Annotated in this window: 18 protein-coding genes and 5 pseudogenes; 9 read left to right on the forward strand and 14 right to left on the reverse strand. The window is 68.8% G+C overall.

The annotated features are described in order from the left end of the window. Window positions 1-378 precede the first annotated feature (378 nt). Both PV341_RS35470 and PV341_RS35475 read right to left on the reverse strand, forming a co-directional pair. A complete protein-coding gene (locus PV341_RS35470) occupies window positions 379-669 on the reverse strand; it encodes a hypothetical protein (RefSeq protein ID WP_500332082.1) in 291 nt (96 codons plus the stop codon). Window positions 670-792: 123 nt separating this feature from the next. After that, window positions 793-993 carry a hypothetical protein gene (locus tag PV341_RS35475; RefSeq protein WP_500332081.1) on the reverse strand — a complete coding sequence of 67 codons (201 nt, stop codon included), beginning with the start codon at window positions 991-993 and terminating at the stop codon, window positions 793-795. 500 nt (window positions 994-1,493) lie between these two features. On the opposite strand from PV341_RS35475, the pseudogene PV341_RS35480 reads away from it, so the two are divergent. The 4 genes and pseudogenes from PV341_RS35480 to PV341_RS35495 all read left to right on the forward strand — a co-directional run. After that, a pseudogene (locus PV341_RS35480) lies at window positions 1,494-1,658 on the forward strand (DUF6233 domain-containing protein); the annotation flags it as partial. 59 nt (window positions 1,659-1,717) lie between these two features. Continuing rightward, window positions 1,718-2,334: pseudogene (locus PV341_RS35485) on the forward strand (transposase). Window positions 2,335-3,101: 767 nt separating this feature from the next. Beyond that, window positions 3,102-3,263 (forward strand): annotated as a pseudogene (locus PV341_RS35490) (IS256 family transposase); the annotation flags it as partial. A 132-nt stretch (window positions 3,264-3,395) separates the two neighbouring features. Continuing rightward, window positions 3,396-3,542, forward strand: coding sequence for a hypothetical protein (locus PV341_RS35495; RefSeq protein WP_500332080.1), 147 nt, complete (start codon window positions 3,396-3,398; stop codon window positions 3,540-3,542). A gap of 532 nt (window positions 3,543-4,074) precedes the next feature. Here PV341_RS35495 and PV341_RS35500 read toward each other — a convergent pair. After that, on the reverse strand, window positions 4,075-4,695 hold the full coding sequence (locus tag PV341_RS35500) for a TetR/AcrR family transcriptional regulator (protein ID WP_500359969.1): 621 nt from the start codon (window positions 4,693-4,695) through the stop codon (window positions 4,075-4,077). 99 nt (window positions 4,696-4,794) lie between these two features. Here PV341_RS35500 and PV341_RS35505 point away from each other — a divergent pair, with 99 nt between their 5' ends. Further along, window positions 4,795-5,964: an alpha/beta hydrolase family protein gene (locus PV341_RS35505; RefSeq protein WP_500359970.1), complete on the forward strand. Its 1,170-nt coding sequence runs from the start codon at window positions 4,795-4,797 to the stop codon at window positions 5,962-5,964. Window positions 5,965-6,133: 169 nt separating this feature from the next. Here PV341_RS35505 and PV341_RS35510 read toward each other — a convergent pair whose 3' ends face one another. Then, window positions 6,134-6,862 (reverse strand): SDR family oxidoreductase, encoded by a 729-nt coding sequence (locus tag PV341_RS35510; RefSeq protein ID WP_500332077.1) that lies wholly within the window; start codon window positions 6,860-6,862, stop codon window positions 6,134-6,136. Between the two features lie 76 nt (window positions 6,863-6,938). Here PV341_RS35510 and PV341_RS35515 point away from each other — a divergent pair, with 76 nt between their 5' ends. Next, entirely contained in the window at window positions 6,939-7,316 is a 378-nt protein-coding gene (locus PV341_RS35515) for a MerR family transcriptional regulator (protein WP_500332076.1), read from the forward strand. A gap of 806 nt (window positions 7,317-8,122) precedes the next feature. Here PV341_RS35515 and PV341_RS35520 read toward each other — a convergent pair. The 3 genes from PV341_RS35520 to PV341_RS35530 all read right to left on the reverse strand — a co-directional run bounded on the left by PV341_RS35520 (window position 8,123) and on the right by PV341_RS35530 (window position 11,672). Further along, the gene (locus PV341_RS35520; RefSeq protein ID WP_500359971.1) at window positions 8,123-8,647 is read right to left on the reverse strand and encodes a hypothetical protein; all 525 of its coding nucleotides are present in this window, start codon (window positions 8,645-8,647) and stop codon (window positions 8,123-8,125) included. Window positions 8,648-8,878: 231 nt separating this feature from the next. After that, a complete protein-coding gene (locus tag PV341_RS35525) occupies window positions 8,879-10,141 on the reverse strand; it encodes a hypothetical protein (protein WP_500359972.1) in 1,263 nt (420 codons plus the stop codon). Further along, the gene (locus PV341_RS35530; RefSeq protein WP_500332073.1) at window positions 10,134-11,672 is read right to left on the reverse strand and encodes an alkaline phosphatase D family protein; all 1,539 of its coding nucleotides are present in this window, start codon (window positions 11,670-11,672) and stop codon (window positions 10,134-10,136) included. Before PV341_RS35530 ends, PV341_RS35525 begins: the two co-directional genes overlap by 8 nt. A gap of 326 nt (window positions 11,673-11,998) precedes the next feature. Here PV341_RS35530 and PV341_RS35535 point away from each other — a divergent pair, with 326 nt between their 5' ends. Then, window positions 11,999-12,175 (forward strand): hypothetical protein, encoded by a 177-nt coding sequence (locus tag PV341_RS35535; protein ID WP_500332072.1) that lies wholly within the window; start codon window positions 11,999-12,001, stop codon window positions 12,173-12,175. Window positions 12,176-12,294: 119 nt separating this feature from the next. Here PV341_RS35535 and PV341_RS35540 read toward each other — a convergent pair whose 3' ends face one another. Beyond that, window positions 12,295-12,486 carry a hypothetical protein gene (locus tag PV341_RS35540; protein ID WP_500332071.1) on the reverse strand — a complete coding sequence of 64 codons (192 nt, stop codon included), beginning with the start codon at window positions 12,484-12,486 and terminating at the stop codon, window positions 12,295-12,297. Window positions 12,487-12,613: 127 nt separating this feature from the next. Beyond that, the gene (locus tag PV341_RS35545; protein WP_500332070.1) at window positions 12,614-12,775 is read right to left on the reverse strand and encodes a hypothetical protein; all 162 of its coding nucleotides are present in this window, start codon (window positions 12,773-12,775) and stop codon (window positions 12,614-12,616) included. Between the two features lie 313 nt (window positions 12,776-13,088). Here PV341_RS35545 and PV341_RS35550 point away from each other — a divergent pair, with 313 nt between their 5' ends. Continuing rightward, entirely contained in the window at window positions 13,089-13,583 is a 495-nt protein-coding gene (locus tag PV341_RS35550; RefSeq protein ID WP_500359973.1) for a GNAT family N-acetyltransferase, read from the forward strand. A gap of 83 nt (window positions 13,584-13,666) precedes the next feature. Continuing rightward, a pseudogene (locus PV341_RS35555) lies at window positions 13,667-14,399 on the forward strand (IS701 family transposase); the annotation flags it as partial. Here the strand turns inward: PV341_RS35555 and PV341_RS35560 are convergent. From PV341_RS35560 to PV341_RS35580, 5 genes and pseudogenes are all read right to left on the reverse strand, one after another. Next, window positions 14,383-14,634: pseudogene (locus PV341_RS35560) on the reverse strand (GNAT family N-acetyltransferase); the annotation flags it as partial. The pseudogenes PV341_RS35555 and PV341_RS35560 overlap by 17 nt on opposite strands. A gap of 189 nt (window positions 14,635-14,823) precedes the next feature. After that, complete coding sequence (locus PV341_RS35565; RefSeq protein WP_500359974.1) at window positions 14,824-15,477, reverse strand: DUF305 domain-containing protein; 654 nt, start codon at window positions 15,475-15,477, stop codon at window positions 14,824-14,826. Between the two features lie 89 nt (window positions 15,478-15,566). Then, on the reverse strand, window positions 15,567-15,977 hold the full coding sequence (locus PV341_RS35570; protein ID WP_500359975.1) for a DUF6153 family protein: 411 nt from the start codon (window positions 15,975-15,977) through the stop codon (window positions 15,567-15,569). A 156-nt stretch (window positions 15,978-16,133) separates the two neighbouring features. Further along, on the reverse strand, window positions 16,134-16,331 hold the full coding sequence (locus PV341_RS35575; RefSeq protein WP_500332067.1) for a hypothetical protein: 198 nt from the start codon (window positions 16,329-16,331) through the stop codon (window positions 16,134-16,136). Window positions 16,332-16,362: 31 nt separating this feature from the next. Then, window positions 16,363-16,521 (reverse strand): SHOCT domain-containing protein, encoded by a 159-nt coding sequence (locus PV341_RS35580; protein ID WP_500359976.1) that lies wholly within the window; start codon window positions 16,519-16,521, stop codon window positions 16,363-16,365. Window positions 16,522-16,526 lie beyond the last annotated feature (5 nt).

Here is a 16,526-nt window from a genome sequence, read left to right on the forward strand (position 1 = left end):
CGGTTGTCCCTCACGGCAGGACCATCGGGTACCCGAGGACACGCCGGTGAACCGCCCGTCCGCATGCTCATCTGGCCGGTCAGTGCCGGGGGCGTTAGAGACCGTACGGTCCGGGACGCGTGAGTGAGCCCCGCCACGATGGCGCGCAGCAAAGCAGATGCGGCTCTGGGGCGAGGCGTGAAGTTGGCGGGGCGCGGGCGCGTGGCGTCGGCCGAGGGCCCCGGGCAGTAGGGCGGCCCCGCCGAGGGTTGGGAAGGACGCGCCGGCGGGGCCGCGTGGGGCGCCCGCCCGGCACTCACCACGTAACCGGGCGGGCTGCTTGGGGGTCTACGGGCTACGCTCCGCGCGGGCGGGGATCATGAGGTTCCAGCCGTGCGGTTACCCGAGAATCACTATGACGCCGTTGCCGTAGCCGGGTCCGTATCCATAGCCATAGCCAGGTCCGTACCCGAATCCGGGTCCGTAGCCATAGCCGCCGTATCCGTATCCGCCGTAGCCGCAGCCGTAACCCCAGCAGCCGCCGTGGTCGACGACGGACTGGTGGGTGGCGGTGGCGGTGGCGGTCTGCTGTGGCGCGGCAGCGGCCGTGCCGACCCCGACGAGCGCGAGGATAGGTGCCGCGAGGGCGGCGGCTGCGACCCGGCGGGCGGTGATGCTGTTGATGCGCATGGTCGTTCCTAAGGGTGGCGGTCCTGCCGCGGCAGGCGGGTCAGCGTTTGACGGGACCGCGTCTGAGGCCCGCCTTGACCGCTTGCATTGGCCCCGCACGGCCAGACGGGCGCATCGGCTGTCTTATGGGCTGCGCTCCGCGCGGGCGGGCATCAGCAGGTTCCAGCCGACTCCGGAGCAGTTTTCCGGTACCGGCGGGAAGGTGTGGCCCTGCACGTTTGTGCTCGTGATGGTGAAGCGGTGGCCCTGACCGCAGGTGCATTCGTAGATGCCGCTGGCGGGGACTTTCTCGCCAGGGCGGTGCATGCGGGTCATCTCGTCCATGTAACCTCCTCGCCGGCCGGGGCCTGAGTGGAGCAGGCCCCGGCTTGCAAGGCGTGACCGCCGAGAGGGGGGAGCCTCTCGGGGAACCGCCCGAACGGGGGGCGAAACCAGCGGCTCCGGCTGGTCGCCTTACCTCGCAGACGTCTCCGAAACCCTCGGGGCGGGAAACTCCTCGTGCTCCGGCGGGGCCGTGATCCGCATACGACAGCGATGTAGTGCGCGTCCACCACGGGGACCTGCCGACGGGCGTGCCCGGGGCGGACGTCGAGGCCTACCCGTCGGACCGGCGGCCTCGGGTGGAGGTGCGAGTCGGCGGCCACCGGCATCAGGCGACCGTGTTCGTGAAGTTCAAGCACGCCGACGGGCGCGTCACGCTGCTGATGAGGGTCTGTTTCCTCGAGGACGACGGGTGGCCGGTGCACTACTGGCGGCGGTACAGGTGGTCCCCGGAGGCCATCCGCGTGCCGGGCCGGGTGTCGGCAGAGCCAGCCGGACGGTAGCTGGCGGCGGGGTGGAAGCTCGCGCACGTGCCGTTGGAGGGTGGCGGGCACGGCATCCTGCACCGGGCGCGTTGCTCGCAGGCTTCCGGGGGGACACTCACCCGGCAGGAGGCGCTTGCGGCGCTGGAGGTGGACATCGTCTCGCCGTGCGAGGAGTGCCACCCCGAGGCGGAACTCCAGGCGGGCCAAAGAAGGCATCTCAATCGGCTCGGTAGTCTGCGAGCGTGGGGATCGTTGAGCGGCTGGTGCCGGATGAGTTGTGGGCCTTGTTGCAACGGGTGGTACCGCCTGCACCGACCAGGCCGCAAGGCGGTGGCCGGCGACGGCACGGGGATCGGGAAGTGCTGGCGGCCATCGTGTTCGTGGCGACGTCGGGCTGCACGTGGCAGCAGTTGCCGGCGCCGTCGTTCGGGCCGTCGGGAGCGACTGCGTATCGCCGGTTCACGGAATGGACCAAGGCCCGGGTGTGGGCGAAACTGCACCGCCTGATGCTCGACGAGCTCGGCACACGCGGCGAGCTGGACTGGAGCCGGTGCGCGATCGACTCGGTGAACATGCGGGCCCTGAAAGGAGGGACCTGACAGGCCCGAATCCTAATGGGCAGCGAAACGAGTCATCGCTATCGGGATCTCAGGAGCGAACAACATGACAGCCAGGCGCTGACCGGACAACGCCTACGACTACGCTCACCTGCGACGATGGTTACGGCAACGAGGCATCGCCCACCGCATCGCCCGCAAGGGCATCGAGCCATCCGCACGCCTGGGACGGCATCGCTGACTTCCTGGCCTACACCAGCATCGCCTGCACCCTCATCTTCTATCGCAGACTCACCAAATGAGACGACTCTATAGCTGGTGAAGCCAGGCTGTGACCAGCAGTACCGTCAGTACCCCCAGTACCCCGGCCAGCAGGACCGGCCACCACGGAACTCGTTCACCGGAGGCACCCCGGTCAAGCGCCCGGTCGGCAACCGTGACACCGCGCAGTGCACCGAGCGCGACCAGCACCACCGGAATCGCGAGAGCTGCATGCGCTGCCCAGGCCCCCACTAGCGTGGGTCCACCCCACGAGTGCTGGTAATCATGGTCATCGATGAGGGGGTATAACAGCCCGTTTCCCGTTGCCTGGCCGGCCAACAACGCCACCGCCGCGCCGAACAGTCCAAGTACCACACCGCAGCCCCCGCGCAGGATGAGTAGCCCCCGATGCGTCCTGAGGCCCAGGACGAGTCTTGCCAGGGCAACCGGGAGCAGCACCGACCCCTTCGCCGCATCACGCCATACCGAGGCTCCTACGAGACTGGTCACCAAGGGGAGTCGATCGAGAAGAAGCGCCGTGGGACGCCGATTGTCTGCCATACCAACAAGGGAACCAACCAATGAACGTCGTCTCCATGGTGGTAGCCCGAGTGGAGGAACTCAGGGTTTCCCCCTTCCGGTGCTTCGTTCGGCCGCAACTCACACGCCGCAACCAGGCCTGCGGAGTACCCGGGAAAGCGCGTCTTGGCTCGCACCCTGGCTCGGCCCGCTGCCCGCCCGGCTGCCCAAGCCGCCGCCTGGGGACTGCAAAAAAGCGGTGTAACTCCCGATCAAGGAAGAACACCTGATGAGCGACGTGACTGCCTCTGTCGAGGCGGTTGAAGAGGTCCGCCCGGTCGAGCTGTCGGCGGATCTGCTGAACGACCAGTTGATCGGGCAGCTGGTCGATCGGGCCCGCGCGAGCGGCCTCCAGTTGACCGGTGAGGGCGGCCTCTTGCAGCAGCTGACCTGCAGTACTGGGAGCTGTCCGGCCGATCATGTGACTACGTGATGTCCGGGTCGTTGATGTGGACATGGGGCGCGGCGATCTGACAGACGCAGAGTGGGAACGGCTGTCGAAGCGAGCGTCCCTGGAGTACCAGTGGGAGCTGTCCCCGTCGCGCCCGGCTGGAAGGCGGGCGGCTGGAAGGCGGGCGGCTGGCCGGCGGAGTTCACCTTCCGGGACCTGGCGGAACCCGACGATGAGCTGTGCTGCGGCGAGTGCGGCGGCCCGGTTGAGTGCTGCTGACGGTCGACGGCGGCGAGCGCGGTTCGGTGGCGGAAGCTGGACCGCGGTGGAGCTCCGAGAGCTTGTCGAGGCGGACCCGGGCGCGTATCCGCTCGCTTACGAGCCCACACAGATCCAGATTGGGCGGGGCCACGTCCTCCAGTTCTACTACTGCCTGGCCGACCCGAGGCACCTGCCACGCACGATCATGCAGTAATCGGGGCCCCGCCATCTCGCATCGGCTCGAGGCAGAGCGGCGCGAGGAGAACCGGGGCCGCGCGCCCAGCTTGCTGAACGCGTCCAGCTTCTCGCCCGCCCGGCTTCTGCACCGCACCGCGCAGTCGTCGCGCAGGTTCCGGGAAGCTGGAGACCTTTGTCGCCGATGACGTGCGAGGGCCGGTTCCGAGGCTGCCCGGGTCCGATCCGTACCACGTGGAGGGGCCCGGCATGACGGCGGTGAACCGTGTGCAGACGCTGCGGTGGTGAGCGGATCGCTCACCACCAGCCCCGCACGTGGGACAGCCTGGCGCCCGTCGCCGGGCCGCCCTGACGGTCAGGGCCGGCGGACGGCCGCCTTCAGGGCTGCGAGGGTGGCGGCTGTCAGTGTTTCGAGGTAGTCGTCGTCGCTGTGCTCGTCGATGAGCACCATGCGGAAGACGAGAGGCGCGATGAGCAGGTCGGTGGCGAGTTCCATGTCCAGCGTGGGCGGGAGTTCGCCGTGGTCGATCGCGTCTTGCAGGATCGCGCGTGCCGCGAGCCGCCGCGGCGCGGCCACTTCCGTGTGAAGCATGGTCGCCAGGGTGCTGTCGCGGCGGGATTCGGCGAGCAGTTCGGCCCCGATCAGGGCGAGCAGCGGATTGGCCAGTTGGCTGCGGTAAGCCGCGAGCAGTTCGCGCAGGTCGGTGTGCAGGTCGCCGGTAGCCGGAGTGCGGGGGAGCGTTTCGGTGACCTTGCTGCGGATCAACTCTGTGATCATTGCCTGCTTCGAGGGCCAGCGTCGGTAGAGCGCGGCCTTGCCCACCCCGGCACGCCGGGCCACCGCAACCATCGACAACCGTGCATACCCGGCATCGGCGAGTTCGCCGAAGGCCGCTTCGGTGATCGCCTCGGTCACCCGCTCGCGCAGGACCGCCCCGCCGGACACCGGCCGGCCCTTCTTCTGCTGCACTGCCACGCTCACGAGCATAGCGAACGGAACGGCACCGTTCCATGTGCTACGGTCGGAGCTAGATGGAACGGTGCCGTTCCGTTCCCTCAGGGAAGGGAGCCGGAGATGAAGTTCCTCTACGACGACGAGTCCTTCTCCCTCGAGGCGCTGCGGGCCGCGGGCTATGCCGCCTACGGCGGCGCCGACCTGGGTGAGGTCCTGGTCACGTGCCGGAAGATCCCCGAGGGAGACGAGGAAGCCTGGTCGGCCCGGTGGGGCGCAACGGCGGCGCGCGTCGAGCGCATCGGCCGGGACGCGCTGGCCGCCGGTCACCGGGTCAGCGCCCGCGAAGCCCTGCTGCGCGCGTCCAACTACTACCGGACCGCTGACTTCTACCGCCGGGAGAACCCCGCCGACGACGCCGAGTCGGCGCGGCTGGCCAGGGCCTCGCAGCAGACGTTCGCCGACGCGGCCGGCCTGCTCGGCACCCCGGCCCGCGCGGTGCGTATCCCCTACGAGGACACCGCGCTGCCCGGCTACCTGTTCTTCGCCGACGACTCGGGGACCCCGCGCCCGACCCTGATCTACCACGGCGGGTACGACTCCACCCTCGAGGAGAACTACCTGGCGTTGGCCGCGGGCGCGCTGCGGCGCGGCTACAACGTCCTCACCTTCGACGGCCCCGGCCAGGGCAGCACCGTCCGCGACCAGGGCCTGCACTTCCGGCCCGACTGGGAGGCCGTGGTCACCCCGGCCGTCGACTTCGCGCTCACCGTGCCCGAGCTGGACGCCGAGAAACTCGTACTGATCGGCACGAGCCTCGGCGGCTACCTCGCCGCCAGGGCGGCCGCCTTCGAACACCGCATCGCAGCGTGCGTTCTGCACGACGGTGTCTACGACTTCCACGAAGTCGTGAAGGCGCTGGCCGCCCGCGCCGCTGCGACGCCCGGCGGCATCGAGGAGATGATGGCGCGGGACACCCAGGTACGCTGGGTGGTGCGCAACAGCCGGTGGGCCTTGGGTGTTTCCGGTTTCGACGAGCTCGTCAAGGCCAGCGAGGCCTACACCATGGCCGGCATCACCGACCGCATCACCTGCCCGACACTCGTCCTCGACGCCGAGAACGACCAGTTCTTCCAGGGCCAGCCCAAGCGCCTCGTCGGTGAGCTGACCTGCCAGAAGGAACTGATCCTCTTCCGCGAGGACGAAGGCGCCGGCGAGCACTGCCACGAGGGTGCCATCTCCCTCTTCCACCAGCGCGCCTTCGACTGGCTCGACACCCTGCTCGCCCACTGACCCCGGAGGGCGGACTGCTGATCAGGTCGAGTCCTGCCGGAGCGGCTGCGGATCGCCGCTCCAGCAGGCGGGCACCGAGCACTGCCGAACCCGGAACGGTTCAGTTGGTGGAGTTCGAGAGGCCGATCGAGAAGCAGCCGACCGAGGTCCGTGCGGTCCGAGGGGACCCTCAGGCCGCCATCAGCGCCGCCAGGGCGCGGTCCATTGCGGCGTTGAACTCTTCGGGCGTCAGCGGAAGACGGGACTTGACGTCCCGACTCCACTGGTCGGCGAGGACCTCGGCGGAGCCCGCCTCGACTCCGTCGAGCGCCGCGTCGGCCAGGTCCGGCGGCGCGATCTTGTCCACGGGCCAGCCCGCGGCCATGTCGGTGTCGGCCAAGCCGAGGTGTACCGCTGTGACGAGCGTGCCCTGCTCGGCGAGCTCCAGGCGGACGCCGTTGGTCATGGCCCAGGCGGCGGCCTTGGTCAGGTGGTAGGCATTGGCGCCCTTGCCCCCGAACCACGACATGGCGGAGAGGACGTTGACGATCGCGCCCCCGCCGTTCCCGGCGAGCGCCGGCGCGAACTCCCGGATCATTCCCAGGTGGCCGAACATGTTGGTCTCCAGCTCGTGCCGCACCGCGTCCAGCGAACCGGTCACCAGGTCGGTCCCCGTAGAGATTCCCGCGTTGTTGATGAGCAGCGATACGTCCGGGGCGGCCTCGGCGGCGGCCCTCACGGATGCGGGATCGGCGATGTCAAGGGCCAGCACCTCGACCCCGGGCAGGTCCACGGTCTCAGGTCGGCGGGCCGTCGCGTAGACCTTGCGGGCGCCGCGTTCGAGCAGGCGCTGGGCGAAGGCGCGGCCCAGGCCGCGGTTGGCTCCGGTGACAAGGGCGACGGAGTTGTTGATATCCATGCCCGGTACGCTAGAACCTGACGTTGACGTCAGAGGCAAGTGCTGGTCCTCAGGGCCAGGGGTGAGAGGAATCACCATGACCGTTACAGCGGCCGCGGCCGAGCGGTTGATCCGCATCGGCGAGGTGGCACGGGGTGCCGGCGTCTCGGTACGCGCCGTGCGCTACTACGAGCAGCAGGGGCTGCTCATCGCGGAGCGCAGCCCGTCCGGCCAGCGCCTGTACCGGCAGGACGCCATCCTCCTGGTCCGCTTCTTCCAGCAGATGTTCGCCGCCGGCCTGACCAGCCGAAGGATCAGCGAACTCCTTCCGTGCTGGGTCGCCGGGCACACCGACGCCCAGCAGCGAGCCATGCTGCGCGCCGAGCGTGAGCGCATCCAGGGCAAGATCGACGACCTGCAGGCCGCCCTGGACCGCCTTGACGAGGTCATCGCGATCACGGACACGCACCCGTAGGGGCGGTCGGCCAGACGTCTCACCAGCGATTGACCGATGAGGAGTCGTTGAGGGGGAAATGTCGTCGGGTGGCAGACGCGATTTTCGGTGTTCGGGCAGGGCGGAGACCAGCGCGGTGGTCTGGTTCTCCAGGGTCTTTCCGGTCGTAAGCGGGCCGCGTGCCGGCGCGCAGTCGCCGGCCACGAGCCGCTAGTACTCCAGCGGCGCGTCTACGGTGCAGTCGGCCATGGCGCCCAGAGCCTCACAGGCGGTGAGCCAGGCGTGCAGGGCCGCGCGGGTGGGATCGGAGAGCTGAACGTCCTCCACCACCGGGTCGACGGCCTGGTCCCGTTTCCGGGGGCGGCGGGTGATCCGTATCGAGGTCAGGTCGGACGCGAAGTCGGCAATGCGGAGGCTCCAGAGCTCGCCGGAATCCTTCCCGCACAGGTGGGGGTGGTCCGGCAGTACGCCACGCGGCGCGGCTCGAGCAGCGTCCTTCCCCCGCAGGCAAGGGTCGTCCGCGGGTCGTAGAGGTCACCGGGATCTCCACCCGGCTATCCCCGCGCAGACGGGGGTGATCCGTAGCGGTCGTCGTGGAAACCGCTGACGAGGACGGTCTTCCCGTAGTCAGGCAAACGCCCTCTCCAGTACTTTGCCGGCTACCGGGAGAGCCCAAGTAGCCGCCGAGCCGCTGTAGAACTGGGGCGAGCCGCTGCCACGGTCGTACGTCGGCAGCCGCGCACCGCGGGACACAGCGATGCGCAGCACGTTCCTCAGCGCTTCGCATGCCTCGGTGAGTGAGGCAGGATTTCACAAGCGTCCTGGTGTCAGCGGACGTCGACGTAGTCTCCGGCGGCCCTAACTGCCGGGGTGGTCGACGTTCCAGCGAAGTAGTAGCGCCAGTAGCCGTCCACAGCGGCCTTCGCGGTGGACTTGAGGTTGCCGTGGGAGTCGCTGTATGCGGTCCGGACCGTGGCGTACGTGCTCGTTCCCCGCTTGCGGAACTGTAGCCTGACGGGCTGGCCGGTGTAGCCGTGGTACTCCAGATCGTCCCACCAACTGGCTCGGGTCAGCTTGCCCGTGACGGTGATGGTCTTGCCCTTGCGGACCGGCTCGGGTGAGGCGTTCACCGTCAGGCGTGAGTTTCGCTGGATGCGGAGGCGGGAGAAGGGGCCGGAATAGGCGTATTCGCCGTTCTTCGCATAGGCGACGACGTACACCTTCCAGGTCCCGGCCGTCGCGTTCTTCAGCAGTACCGGATTGCCGCTGACCGTCTCCTTGCCCTCGACGTCGTACAGGACACCGGTCAGGCCTCGAAACGTCGGTCTGTGGTCGTACCACTTGGTCTCCACCTCTAGCTCGACGTTCCGGTCGATCGCCGAGAGCAGGCCTGGAACCGAGCGCTTGGCGATGGGGTCGCGGCGACTCCTGAAGGCCGCGACAGGCACAGCCGATTCCGGGCCGCTCCGCGGAGGTGATCCGGCAGCGGTGCCGCAGGACCGCGTTCTTGCGCGGTTCCGGAACCGGCTGCCGGATCTCCCCACCCGGGGTGGCCCGGTGGACGTCCGCGGATCGAAAGGACGTCACCAGTCCGAGTTGGTCGCCCCCAGACTCAGCAGGACCTGGTCGAAGGTGTTGCCGTCGTTGTCATCGGTGTACGACATGGAGAGTGTGCCGAACGGGGAGGAAGCCAGCGAGAGCTGCTCCTGCCGACCGGTCGTGACCTGGCTGACGGACTGGGCCGGCAACCGGCCGGTGAAGGTGCCGTCGGGGTTCAGGCCCCGGGCCCAGACCGCCGGCTCGGTGCCGGCGACGCTCCAGCCGACCACGGCGTCGCGCTGGTCGTCGATGCCGACGGTGGGGTTGCCCGCTCCGGCTCCGCTGGAGACCTCGACCTCGGCCGAGCCGGCGGTGCCGGTCGCGGTGAACGATCGGGCCCAGACGCCACGGGTCCCGGTGTGATCGGATTCCCACGCCACGGCGAAGTCGCCGTTGAAGTCGGCAGCTACGACCGGGCGCTGCTGCTGCCCGTCGCCGAGGCTGTTGGCACTGCGGCGGCTGAGCGTGACCGCCCCGTTCGCCTTGGCCAGCTTCACCAGACCGATCTGGTAGACGCCGTCGTTGTCGGTGTCCTCGTCCCAGACGACGACGGCGTCGCCCGAGGCGGAGGTCGCGACGTCCGGGTTGTGGTGCGCGCCGCCGGCCGCGTTGACCGTCACCTCGTAGGCCTTGGTCGTGGTCCCGGTGAACCCGGCCGCCTTCACCGTCGCCGCCGCGGTGCCCTGGATGTCCTCCCACACCACGGAGAACGCCACCGCCGTGGTGCTGTTGGGCGCGCCGTCCGGATCGACCGCGACGCGCGGATGGATCTGCTGGCCGTCGGCGCTCGCGTTGGCCTGGCCGGAGCCGAGGAGCGCGCCGGCCGGGGACAGCACACGGTAGGTGATGTTGTAGAACCCGTTGCCGTCCGGGTCCTCCGCCCACACGACGACGGCGTTGCCCCGGTCGTCGAGTCCCACGTCGGGTTGGAGATGCCGCCAGGCCACGCCCGTGGTCCCGCCGGCCGAGAGCTTCTTCTCGTAGGCCGAGACGCCGTTGCGGTACATCCGCACCCACACGTCGCTGTGCGCGTTGTCGCCCGGGCTGGTCGAGTCGCGGTCGTCCTCCCACACCACCGCGACGTCGCCGAGGCGGTTGGCCGCGATCGAGGCGGTGTCCTGGTCACCGGCGGAGTCGCTGTTCGCGGTCGTCCAGGACGAGGGACCCGCCGCCGAGGCCGGGGCGACCATGGCGAGGACGGCGACCAGGCCGGCGACGGCTGCGCCGAGTACGGAGAGCTTACGCATCGGCCAACCCCGGCTTTCCGTCGTGGATGACAAAGGTCCGGGAGGTGGTCGCCGGCGCGCCGTGTTCGGTCACCGTCGCCACCGACCGGAAGTCGGCTGTGAGCTGCGACGGCGTGATGTGCGTACGGACGTAGCCGCGCCGTTCGGAGTAGAAGCGCAGATGCGGGTTGAGCGATCCGTTGGGGATCGTCGTGGTGGCGCTTCCGTTGCCGGTGCTGGTGATGGAGGTGCAGACGAGCTCGGAGCCGATCGTCGCCGACGACGGATTGGCATAGTCGGCCTTGAGGTCGTTGGCCCATGCCGTATGCACGTCACCGGTGAGGACGACCGGGTTGCGTACGCCGCGGTCGATGATGCCCTGCTGGATCCGCGCCCGGCTGGCCCGGTACCCGTCCCAGGCATCCATGTTCATCGCACCCGCCGAGTTGACGTTGCGGGCGAAGAAGACCTGCTGGCCTATGAGGTCCCAGGTGCTCAGGTGCTGGCCGAGTCCGTCGAGCAACCATGCCTCCTGGTTCGCGCCGGTGATCGAACGGGCCGGTAGATCGGCGTCGGCGCAGACCTTCATCCCGTCGCCGCAGGCCTGGTCGTCGCGGAACTGGCGGGTGTCGAGCATGTGGAATGTGGCGAGGGTGCCCCAGCGGACCCGGCGGTAGAGCTGGATGGTGTTGCCGGAGGGCGTCGCGGCGGCCCGCAGCGGCATGTTCTCGAAGTAGGCCTGGTACGCGGCGGTGCGACGCGCCGTCCACTGGGCCGCCGTCAGCACCGGACTGCTGTCGGCGCGGACCATGTTGGCGTAGTTGTTCTCCACCTCGTGGTCGTCCGGCACGACCAGCCAGGGCGCGATCGCGTGCGCGGCCTGCAGGTCGGGGTCGCTGCGGTAGAGCGCGTAGCGGCGGCGGTAGTCGGCCAGCGACACGATCTCGCTGCCGAGGTGCTGACGCACGGCGCCGGCGGTGGCGCCACTCTCGTAGATGTAGTCGCCCAGGTGCAGGATCAGGTCGGGGCGGTCGTCGGCCATGCGTCGGTAGGCGGTGTAGTAGCCCTGCTCGTAGTGGGCGCACGAGGCAAAGGCCATCATGAAGTCTCGCCCGACCGTGTTCGGAGCCGGCGCGGTGCGGGTCCGGCCCACCGGGGAGATGAATCCCTGGGCCCGGAACCGGTAGTAGTACTCCGAGTCGGGAGCGAGTCCACCGGCCAGCACGTGCACCGCATGGGCTTGTGCGTAGCGCGCGGTGAACGTGCCTGAGCTGATGAGGGTGGTGAAGTTCTGGTTGGCCGACACCTGCCAGTCGACGGCGACGTCGGCGTTGGGCATGCCGCCCTGACCGTCCGCGTTGGTCGGTGTGGGAGCCAGACGCGTCCAGAGAACCACGCTGTTGTCGTCCGGTTCGCCGGAGGCGACACCGAGCGTGAAGGGGAAGGGGGTAGAGGCGGCGGCTGGCTGGGCCATCGCCCCGAGTTGGAGCGCTGCGACGCTCGCGGTGGTGAGCCCGCCTAGGATGAAGATGCGGCGACTGAGGTTGCTCATGGCCGCAGATGCTCGCGAACGCAGGTGAACTTCCCGCCCTGCGATGAGGACGGTCAAGTGACATGAGCGAAGCGCGAGTTGGGGGGCTTTTATACGGCTATCGCGGGTGCCGGAGCTGGAACTCAGCCCCTGACCAGCCGTTGCGGTTCAGCCGCACTGTTCACATCCTCGGCGTCCGTTAACCACCCGTCCAAGGACGGCGCTGACACGCAACCCGTCCTTCATCTGCTGACATGCCTCGACCAACCAGCGGCACGTCCTGACGAGCCGTCATGTCTCTCACTGGGGAGCCCAGCAGGTCCCCCCTCCACCAATGTGTCGCGGCAGTGATCGCTCGTTTCCCGTTTTTCGGGGAGGACGAAGAGGAGAGGCGACAGGAAGCGGCGGACGAGATTCGCGAGCTCATCTCCGTTCTCGACGAGTCCGCATCCGTACACGACAGGTTCTGGGAAGCGTGCTGCGGCGACGTGGCGATGGGTGGCTACGCCCATGGGGACGTGTGAGTCTGGTTCGCCCTCAACCAAGCCGATCTTCAGCAAGCCGGGAGCCCGGTCGGCAAGCGGGTCGGTGACGGCGGTGACATAGGCGTGCGCAGTGCAGGGCCGGAGACGCCGGTCAGTTGTCACTCGTAACCGAGATCTTCTTCGGAGTGCAGGCGCCACCCGCCATCCTGCTTGACCAGGACGAAGGCGGTGCGCTCAAAAACGTCGTAGTACCCGGAGTCCGGGTCGTGGCCAGATGAGAACCAGCGTGCCTCGATTCGCGCCGCCTCCGGGGTCTCGCTGACGACGGTCACCTCTTCCAGTATGGTCACGGCGCCGAACCCATCAGTTCTGTCGCGGTTGTGCGCTCTGGCGTACTCGGCACAAAAGTCAGCAGGGCTCCGATAGAGCATCTGAACCTCTTGGGTACGAGTTGCGGCCGGTTTGTATTATGGAGCGTCATCGCGCTGGCAGATGAGCGTCCTGGGACTGTGGATCCCAGATGACCAGGCGGAACTCCGCTGCGAGCTCCTCGATCGCTTTGAGCGCCATGTCGCTCCTGGACGAGAGGCTCAGATTCATGACCACGTGGTCAATGCCGACCGCCAACGGCGTCGACATCCACGGAGAGTCCACGGCACAGGGCGGGCGATCCGGGAACCGCGAGCGCAGCCGCTCATAGAACCCAACAACCCGCTCATCCAGATCACCCTCCGCGTGGTTGCCAGAAGTGCACCTCTCGAACATCGCACACGCCGCCGCGGGGTCAGCCGTCGGACAGCGCTTTCATGGCCTCATCGAACGACTGAGGGTCCCTCGGCAGGGGAATCAGAATGGAGCCTAATACTCCAGTCGTAGATCGTTATGTGCCCTGGTCTTGGAGCTGTATGCAAAACCAGGTGGCCTCAGCGGACCATCTGGGTAAGGTCGGGCAATGCCCAAGCTGAAGCCGCTGCATGCTGGCCACGCCCCGGCGGTCCTGGCCTTCGAGCTGGCGAACCGCGCCTACTTCGCTGCCTCGATCTCCGAGCGCGGCGACGACTTCTTCGTCCAGTTCACCGACCGGTACAACGCCTCGCTGGCCGAGCAGGAGGCCGGCATCTGCGCCTTCTACGTGCTCGTCGCCGAGGACGGCTCGGTACTCGGCAGGTTCAACCTGTACGACTTGGAGGACGGCACTGCCAGACTCGGCTACCGGGTCGCGGAGCGGGTCGCCGGCCGCGGCGTGGCGACCGCAACCGTCCGGGAGCTGTGCCGGATGGCGGAGGCGATGCACGGCCTGCTCACACTGCGAGCGGCCACCTCCCACGACAACGCCGCGTCCCAGAAAGTCTTGGCCAAGGCCGGGTTCGTCTCGGTTGGCCCTGCCACCCCGGCCGATCTCGGCGGCAAGTCAGGCACTTGGTACCAACGCGACCTCCAGCCATAGACCGTGATCTTGCTCGTGGGTCGGCTGCGGGAAGGCTGCGGGCCACCGCTGATCATCGGTGGATGAAGACTAACGATCTTGCGATGGCTGCAGGTCACAGCGTGAACCCTGCTCGCTGGCAGGAAGCGTTCGAGGGCCTGATGAGCCGGATAGCCGGCCGGTTCGCCCGGGTTGAACCCCGGCGTCGGGTACGGGATCTGATGCTGGGGCTGCTGTCGGACCTGCCACGCAAAAACTGTTGGAGCATCGCCGAGTGGGCCGGAGAAGACACCCCGGACGGCATGCAGCACCTGCTCGGCCGGGCCCGATGGGATGCCGACGCCCTGCGCGATGATGTGCGGGAGTATGTGGTGGAGCACCTGCACGACGACGACGCAGTCCCGGTGGTCGACGAAACCGGAGACCTGAAGAAGGGCACCCGCACCGTCGGGGTCCAGCGTCAGTACACCAGCACGGCGGGCAGAATCGAGAACTCCCAGGTCGCGGTCTACCTCGTCTACGCGGGCCGACGCGGGCACGCGGCGGTGGACCGTGAGCTGTACGTACCGCGCTCGTGGACCATCGACCCGGATCGCTGCCGGCCGCCGGACTCGGCGACCAGACCGTCTTCGCCACCAAACCGGAACTGGCCGTCCGCATGATCGGTCGGTTCCTGGACGTCGGGCACCGCGTGAGCTGGGTCGCAGGCGACGAGGTCTACGGCGGCAACCCGAAGCTGCGGGGCGCGCTCGAAGCGCGCGGGGTCGCTACGTGCTCGCCGTCGCCAGTTCCCATGAAGTCGCCACCAGCGCGGGGAAGTCCCGAGGCCACGTCCTTGGTGTTCGGGGTGAACGCATACGTCGACGATCTGGAACGCGGTGCCGCCGTCACCGATGATGCGGCCCATGCCGATGGGCTGCCCCTCGTGGTGGACGAGTACGCCGTACCAGGTGTTGGGCAGGGCAAGCTCAACCGCCTCGGGGGCTTTGTCCGAGAGGCCGGCCTCGGTGCGCAGCCGGCGGAAGACCTCGACGGAGGGCACACCCGGGCTCAGCTCGTAGGGGTCGTACACGCTGGTCTCCTTTCTGGTGCGGGCGGGTGTCCGCTTTGGCCTACTGGTTCTTGGCTGGGATCAACCAAAGGGCGATGACGGCGGAGGCTGGGAAGTCGTGATCACCAGATGTCCGTCGTTCGAGGTGGCCGGGAAGCGTGCGTGAGCGGGGGGCGGCACGGGCGTGCCGCCCCCCGCGGTGGCTGCGGGTCAGCCGGCGTCGAGTATCTTGCGCATCTGGGTGATCTCCGCGGTCTGGGCGGTGACGATGTCGCCTGCCAGAGCCTTGGCGGCGGCGTAAGCGCCCTGGTCCTTCTCGGTCTTGGCCATGTCGATCGCGCCCTGGTGGTGCTCGATCATCATGGTCAGGAACATGGTGTCGAAGACCTTGCCGGAGGCGCCGTCCAGGTCGCCCATCTGATCGCTGCCCATCATGCCGGGCATGGACGAGGCGTCGCCGTGGGCCATGCCGGGCATCTCGTGGTCCATGCCGCCCATGTCCTGCGGGACGTCCTTGCCCCAGGCCGTCAGCCAGCCGGACATGGTGTTGATCTCCGGGTCCTGCGCCTGCTTGATCTTGTCCGCGAGGGACTTGACCTCACCGGAGGAGGCGTGGGTCGCAGCCATCTCGGCCATGGCGACGGCCTGGCGGTGGTGCGGGATCATCTGCTGCGCGAAGGTGACGTCGGCCTGGTTGTGCTGGCCGGCCGAGGTCGAGGCCGATGCGGAGGCGGTGGCAGCAGCGGGGGTGGGGTGGGTCCCTCCGGCGTGGTCGGTACTGCTGCAGGCGGCAAGGACGAGCGCGGCGGCAGCAGCGACAGCGGCCAGGGCAGCACGGCGGGAAAGGGAACGGCTCAGGGTCATGACTGGGGAACTCCAGGAGTGGAGGGGATCAGGGCATGGCTGTGCACGGCGGCACGCCGGTGGGGAAAGGCGCGCGCCGCGGGAGTTGCCTAGATCCGCAGGAGTTGGAGTTCGGCGAGCGAGGGCGGGCCACGTCCCCCGGCAGGCTCGTGGGGCACCCGGGTGATGGGGGGCGCTGTCGTGACGGGATCGCCGGTCACCGAAACGGTCAGCGCCGGGACGGCGGCCGAGCCGGGAAGGGCCCCGGAGGAACACATCTGATGGGCGTGGGCGCCATGGCCGTCCACGCCGCCGCCGTCGTGGCATGCATGCGGCCCGCCGGTCTCGGCCGGCGCCATGTGCGAGGTGTGGGACCCGGTGTGCCCGCCCGGCACAGGATTGGCAAGAGCCAGGCCGTGCATGCCCAGCAGCCCGATCAGCACGGTGAGCACCAGCAGTGCCGGCGTCCGCCGCTGCCGGCGACGGGGCCGTGCAGACGGCGTCGGCTTGATCGGGCTCACGGCGTCATCCTAAGCGGAGCCGACCTGCTCCTGGCGGGTGAGATCCGCAACGCGCCACCGGTCCAGCGGGCACTGGCGCTTCCATAAGAGTGCGTCCTTAACGTTTCTTCGCCGGTGGGTGCTGCACGGGGGTGCGATGTCCGTGGGCTACGGCACTCATCCTGTGCTGATACGTGGCCGCGTCGATCCGGCCGTGCGGCCACAGGCCGGTGCCCATCGCTGGGCGGCCTCCAGCGCCGCGCGGTGTCCCCGCACCCGGGACAGCGGTGGGCATCGGCTTTCCCCGGTGGTGATCAGCCGTGCCGTGTCGTAGATCATGGCCGCCACGACCAGCACGCCGACCACGATCGGCACCCATGCCGCTCCCATGCCGTTCGTCCGCCTGTCACCGGTGCCGGGCCTGTGGCTGAGAGCGCGGTGGCCCGGCGCGGCCGTCCTCGGGGCTGTGCGGGTCGGCGTCGGAGCCGCGCAGCGTGGCCAGGCGGCGCCGGTACTCCTCCTCGTCGATCTCACCGCGGGCGAACCGGTCGGCCAGGACCTGCATGGGGG

Source organism: Streptomyces sp. PA03-1a, assembly GCF_033792805.1.
Classification (GTDB): Bacteria; Actinomycetota; Actinomycetes; order Streptomycetales; family Streptomycetaceae; genus Actinacidiphila.

Excerpts from the sequence above, each read along its gene's own strand:
- PV341_RS35580 (WP_500359976.1), bottom strand. The coding sequence starts at position 16,521 with ATGCAGGTCCTGGCCGACCGGTTCGCCCGCGGTGAGATCGACGAGGAG.
- PV341_RS35510 (WP_500332077.1), bottom strand. The coding sequence starts at position 6,862 with ATGGATATCAACAACTCCGTCGCCCTTGTCACCGGAGCCAACCGCGGC.
- PV341_RS35525 (WP_500359972.1), bottom strand. The coding sequence starts at position 10,141 with ATGCGTAAGCTCTCCGTACTCGGCGCAGCCGTCGCCGGCCTGGTCGCC.
- PV341_RS35475 (WP_500332081.1), bottom strand. The coding sequence starts at position 993 with ATGGACGAGATGACCCGCATGCACCGCCCTGGCGAGAAAGTCCCCGCC.
- PV341_RS35470 (WP_500332082.1), bottom strand. The coding sequence starts at position 669 with ATGCGCATCAACAGCATCACCGCCCGCCGGGTCGCAGCCGCCGCCCTC.
- PV341_RS35505 (WP_500359970.1), top strand. The coding sequence starts at position 4,795 with ATGAAGTTCCTCTACGACGACGAGTCCTTCTCCCTCGAGGCGCTGCGG.
- PV341_RS35530 (WP_500332073.1), bottom strand. The coding sequence starts at position 11,672 with ATGAGCAACCTCAGTCGCCGCATCTTCATCCTAGGCGGGCTCACCACC.
- PV341_RS35545 (WP_500332070.1), bottom strand. The coding sequence starts at position 12,775 with ATGTCGACGCCGTTGGCGGTCGGCATTGACCACGTGGTCATGAATCTG.
- PV341_RS35550 (WP_500359973.1), top strand. The coding sequence starts at position 13,089 with ATGCCCAAGCTGAAGCCGCTGCATGCTGGCCACGCCCCGGCGGTCCTG.
- PV341_RS35515 (WP_500332076.1), top strand. The coding sequence starts at position 6,939 with ATGACCGTTACAGCGGCCGCGGCCGAGCGGTTGATCCGCATCGGCGAG.
- PV341_RS35565 (WP_500359974.1), bottom strand. The coding sequence starts at position 15,477 with ATGACCCTGAGCCGTTCCCTTTCCCGCCGTGCTGCCCTGGCCGCTGTC.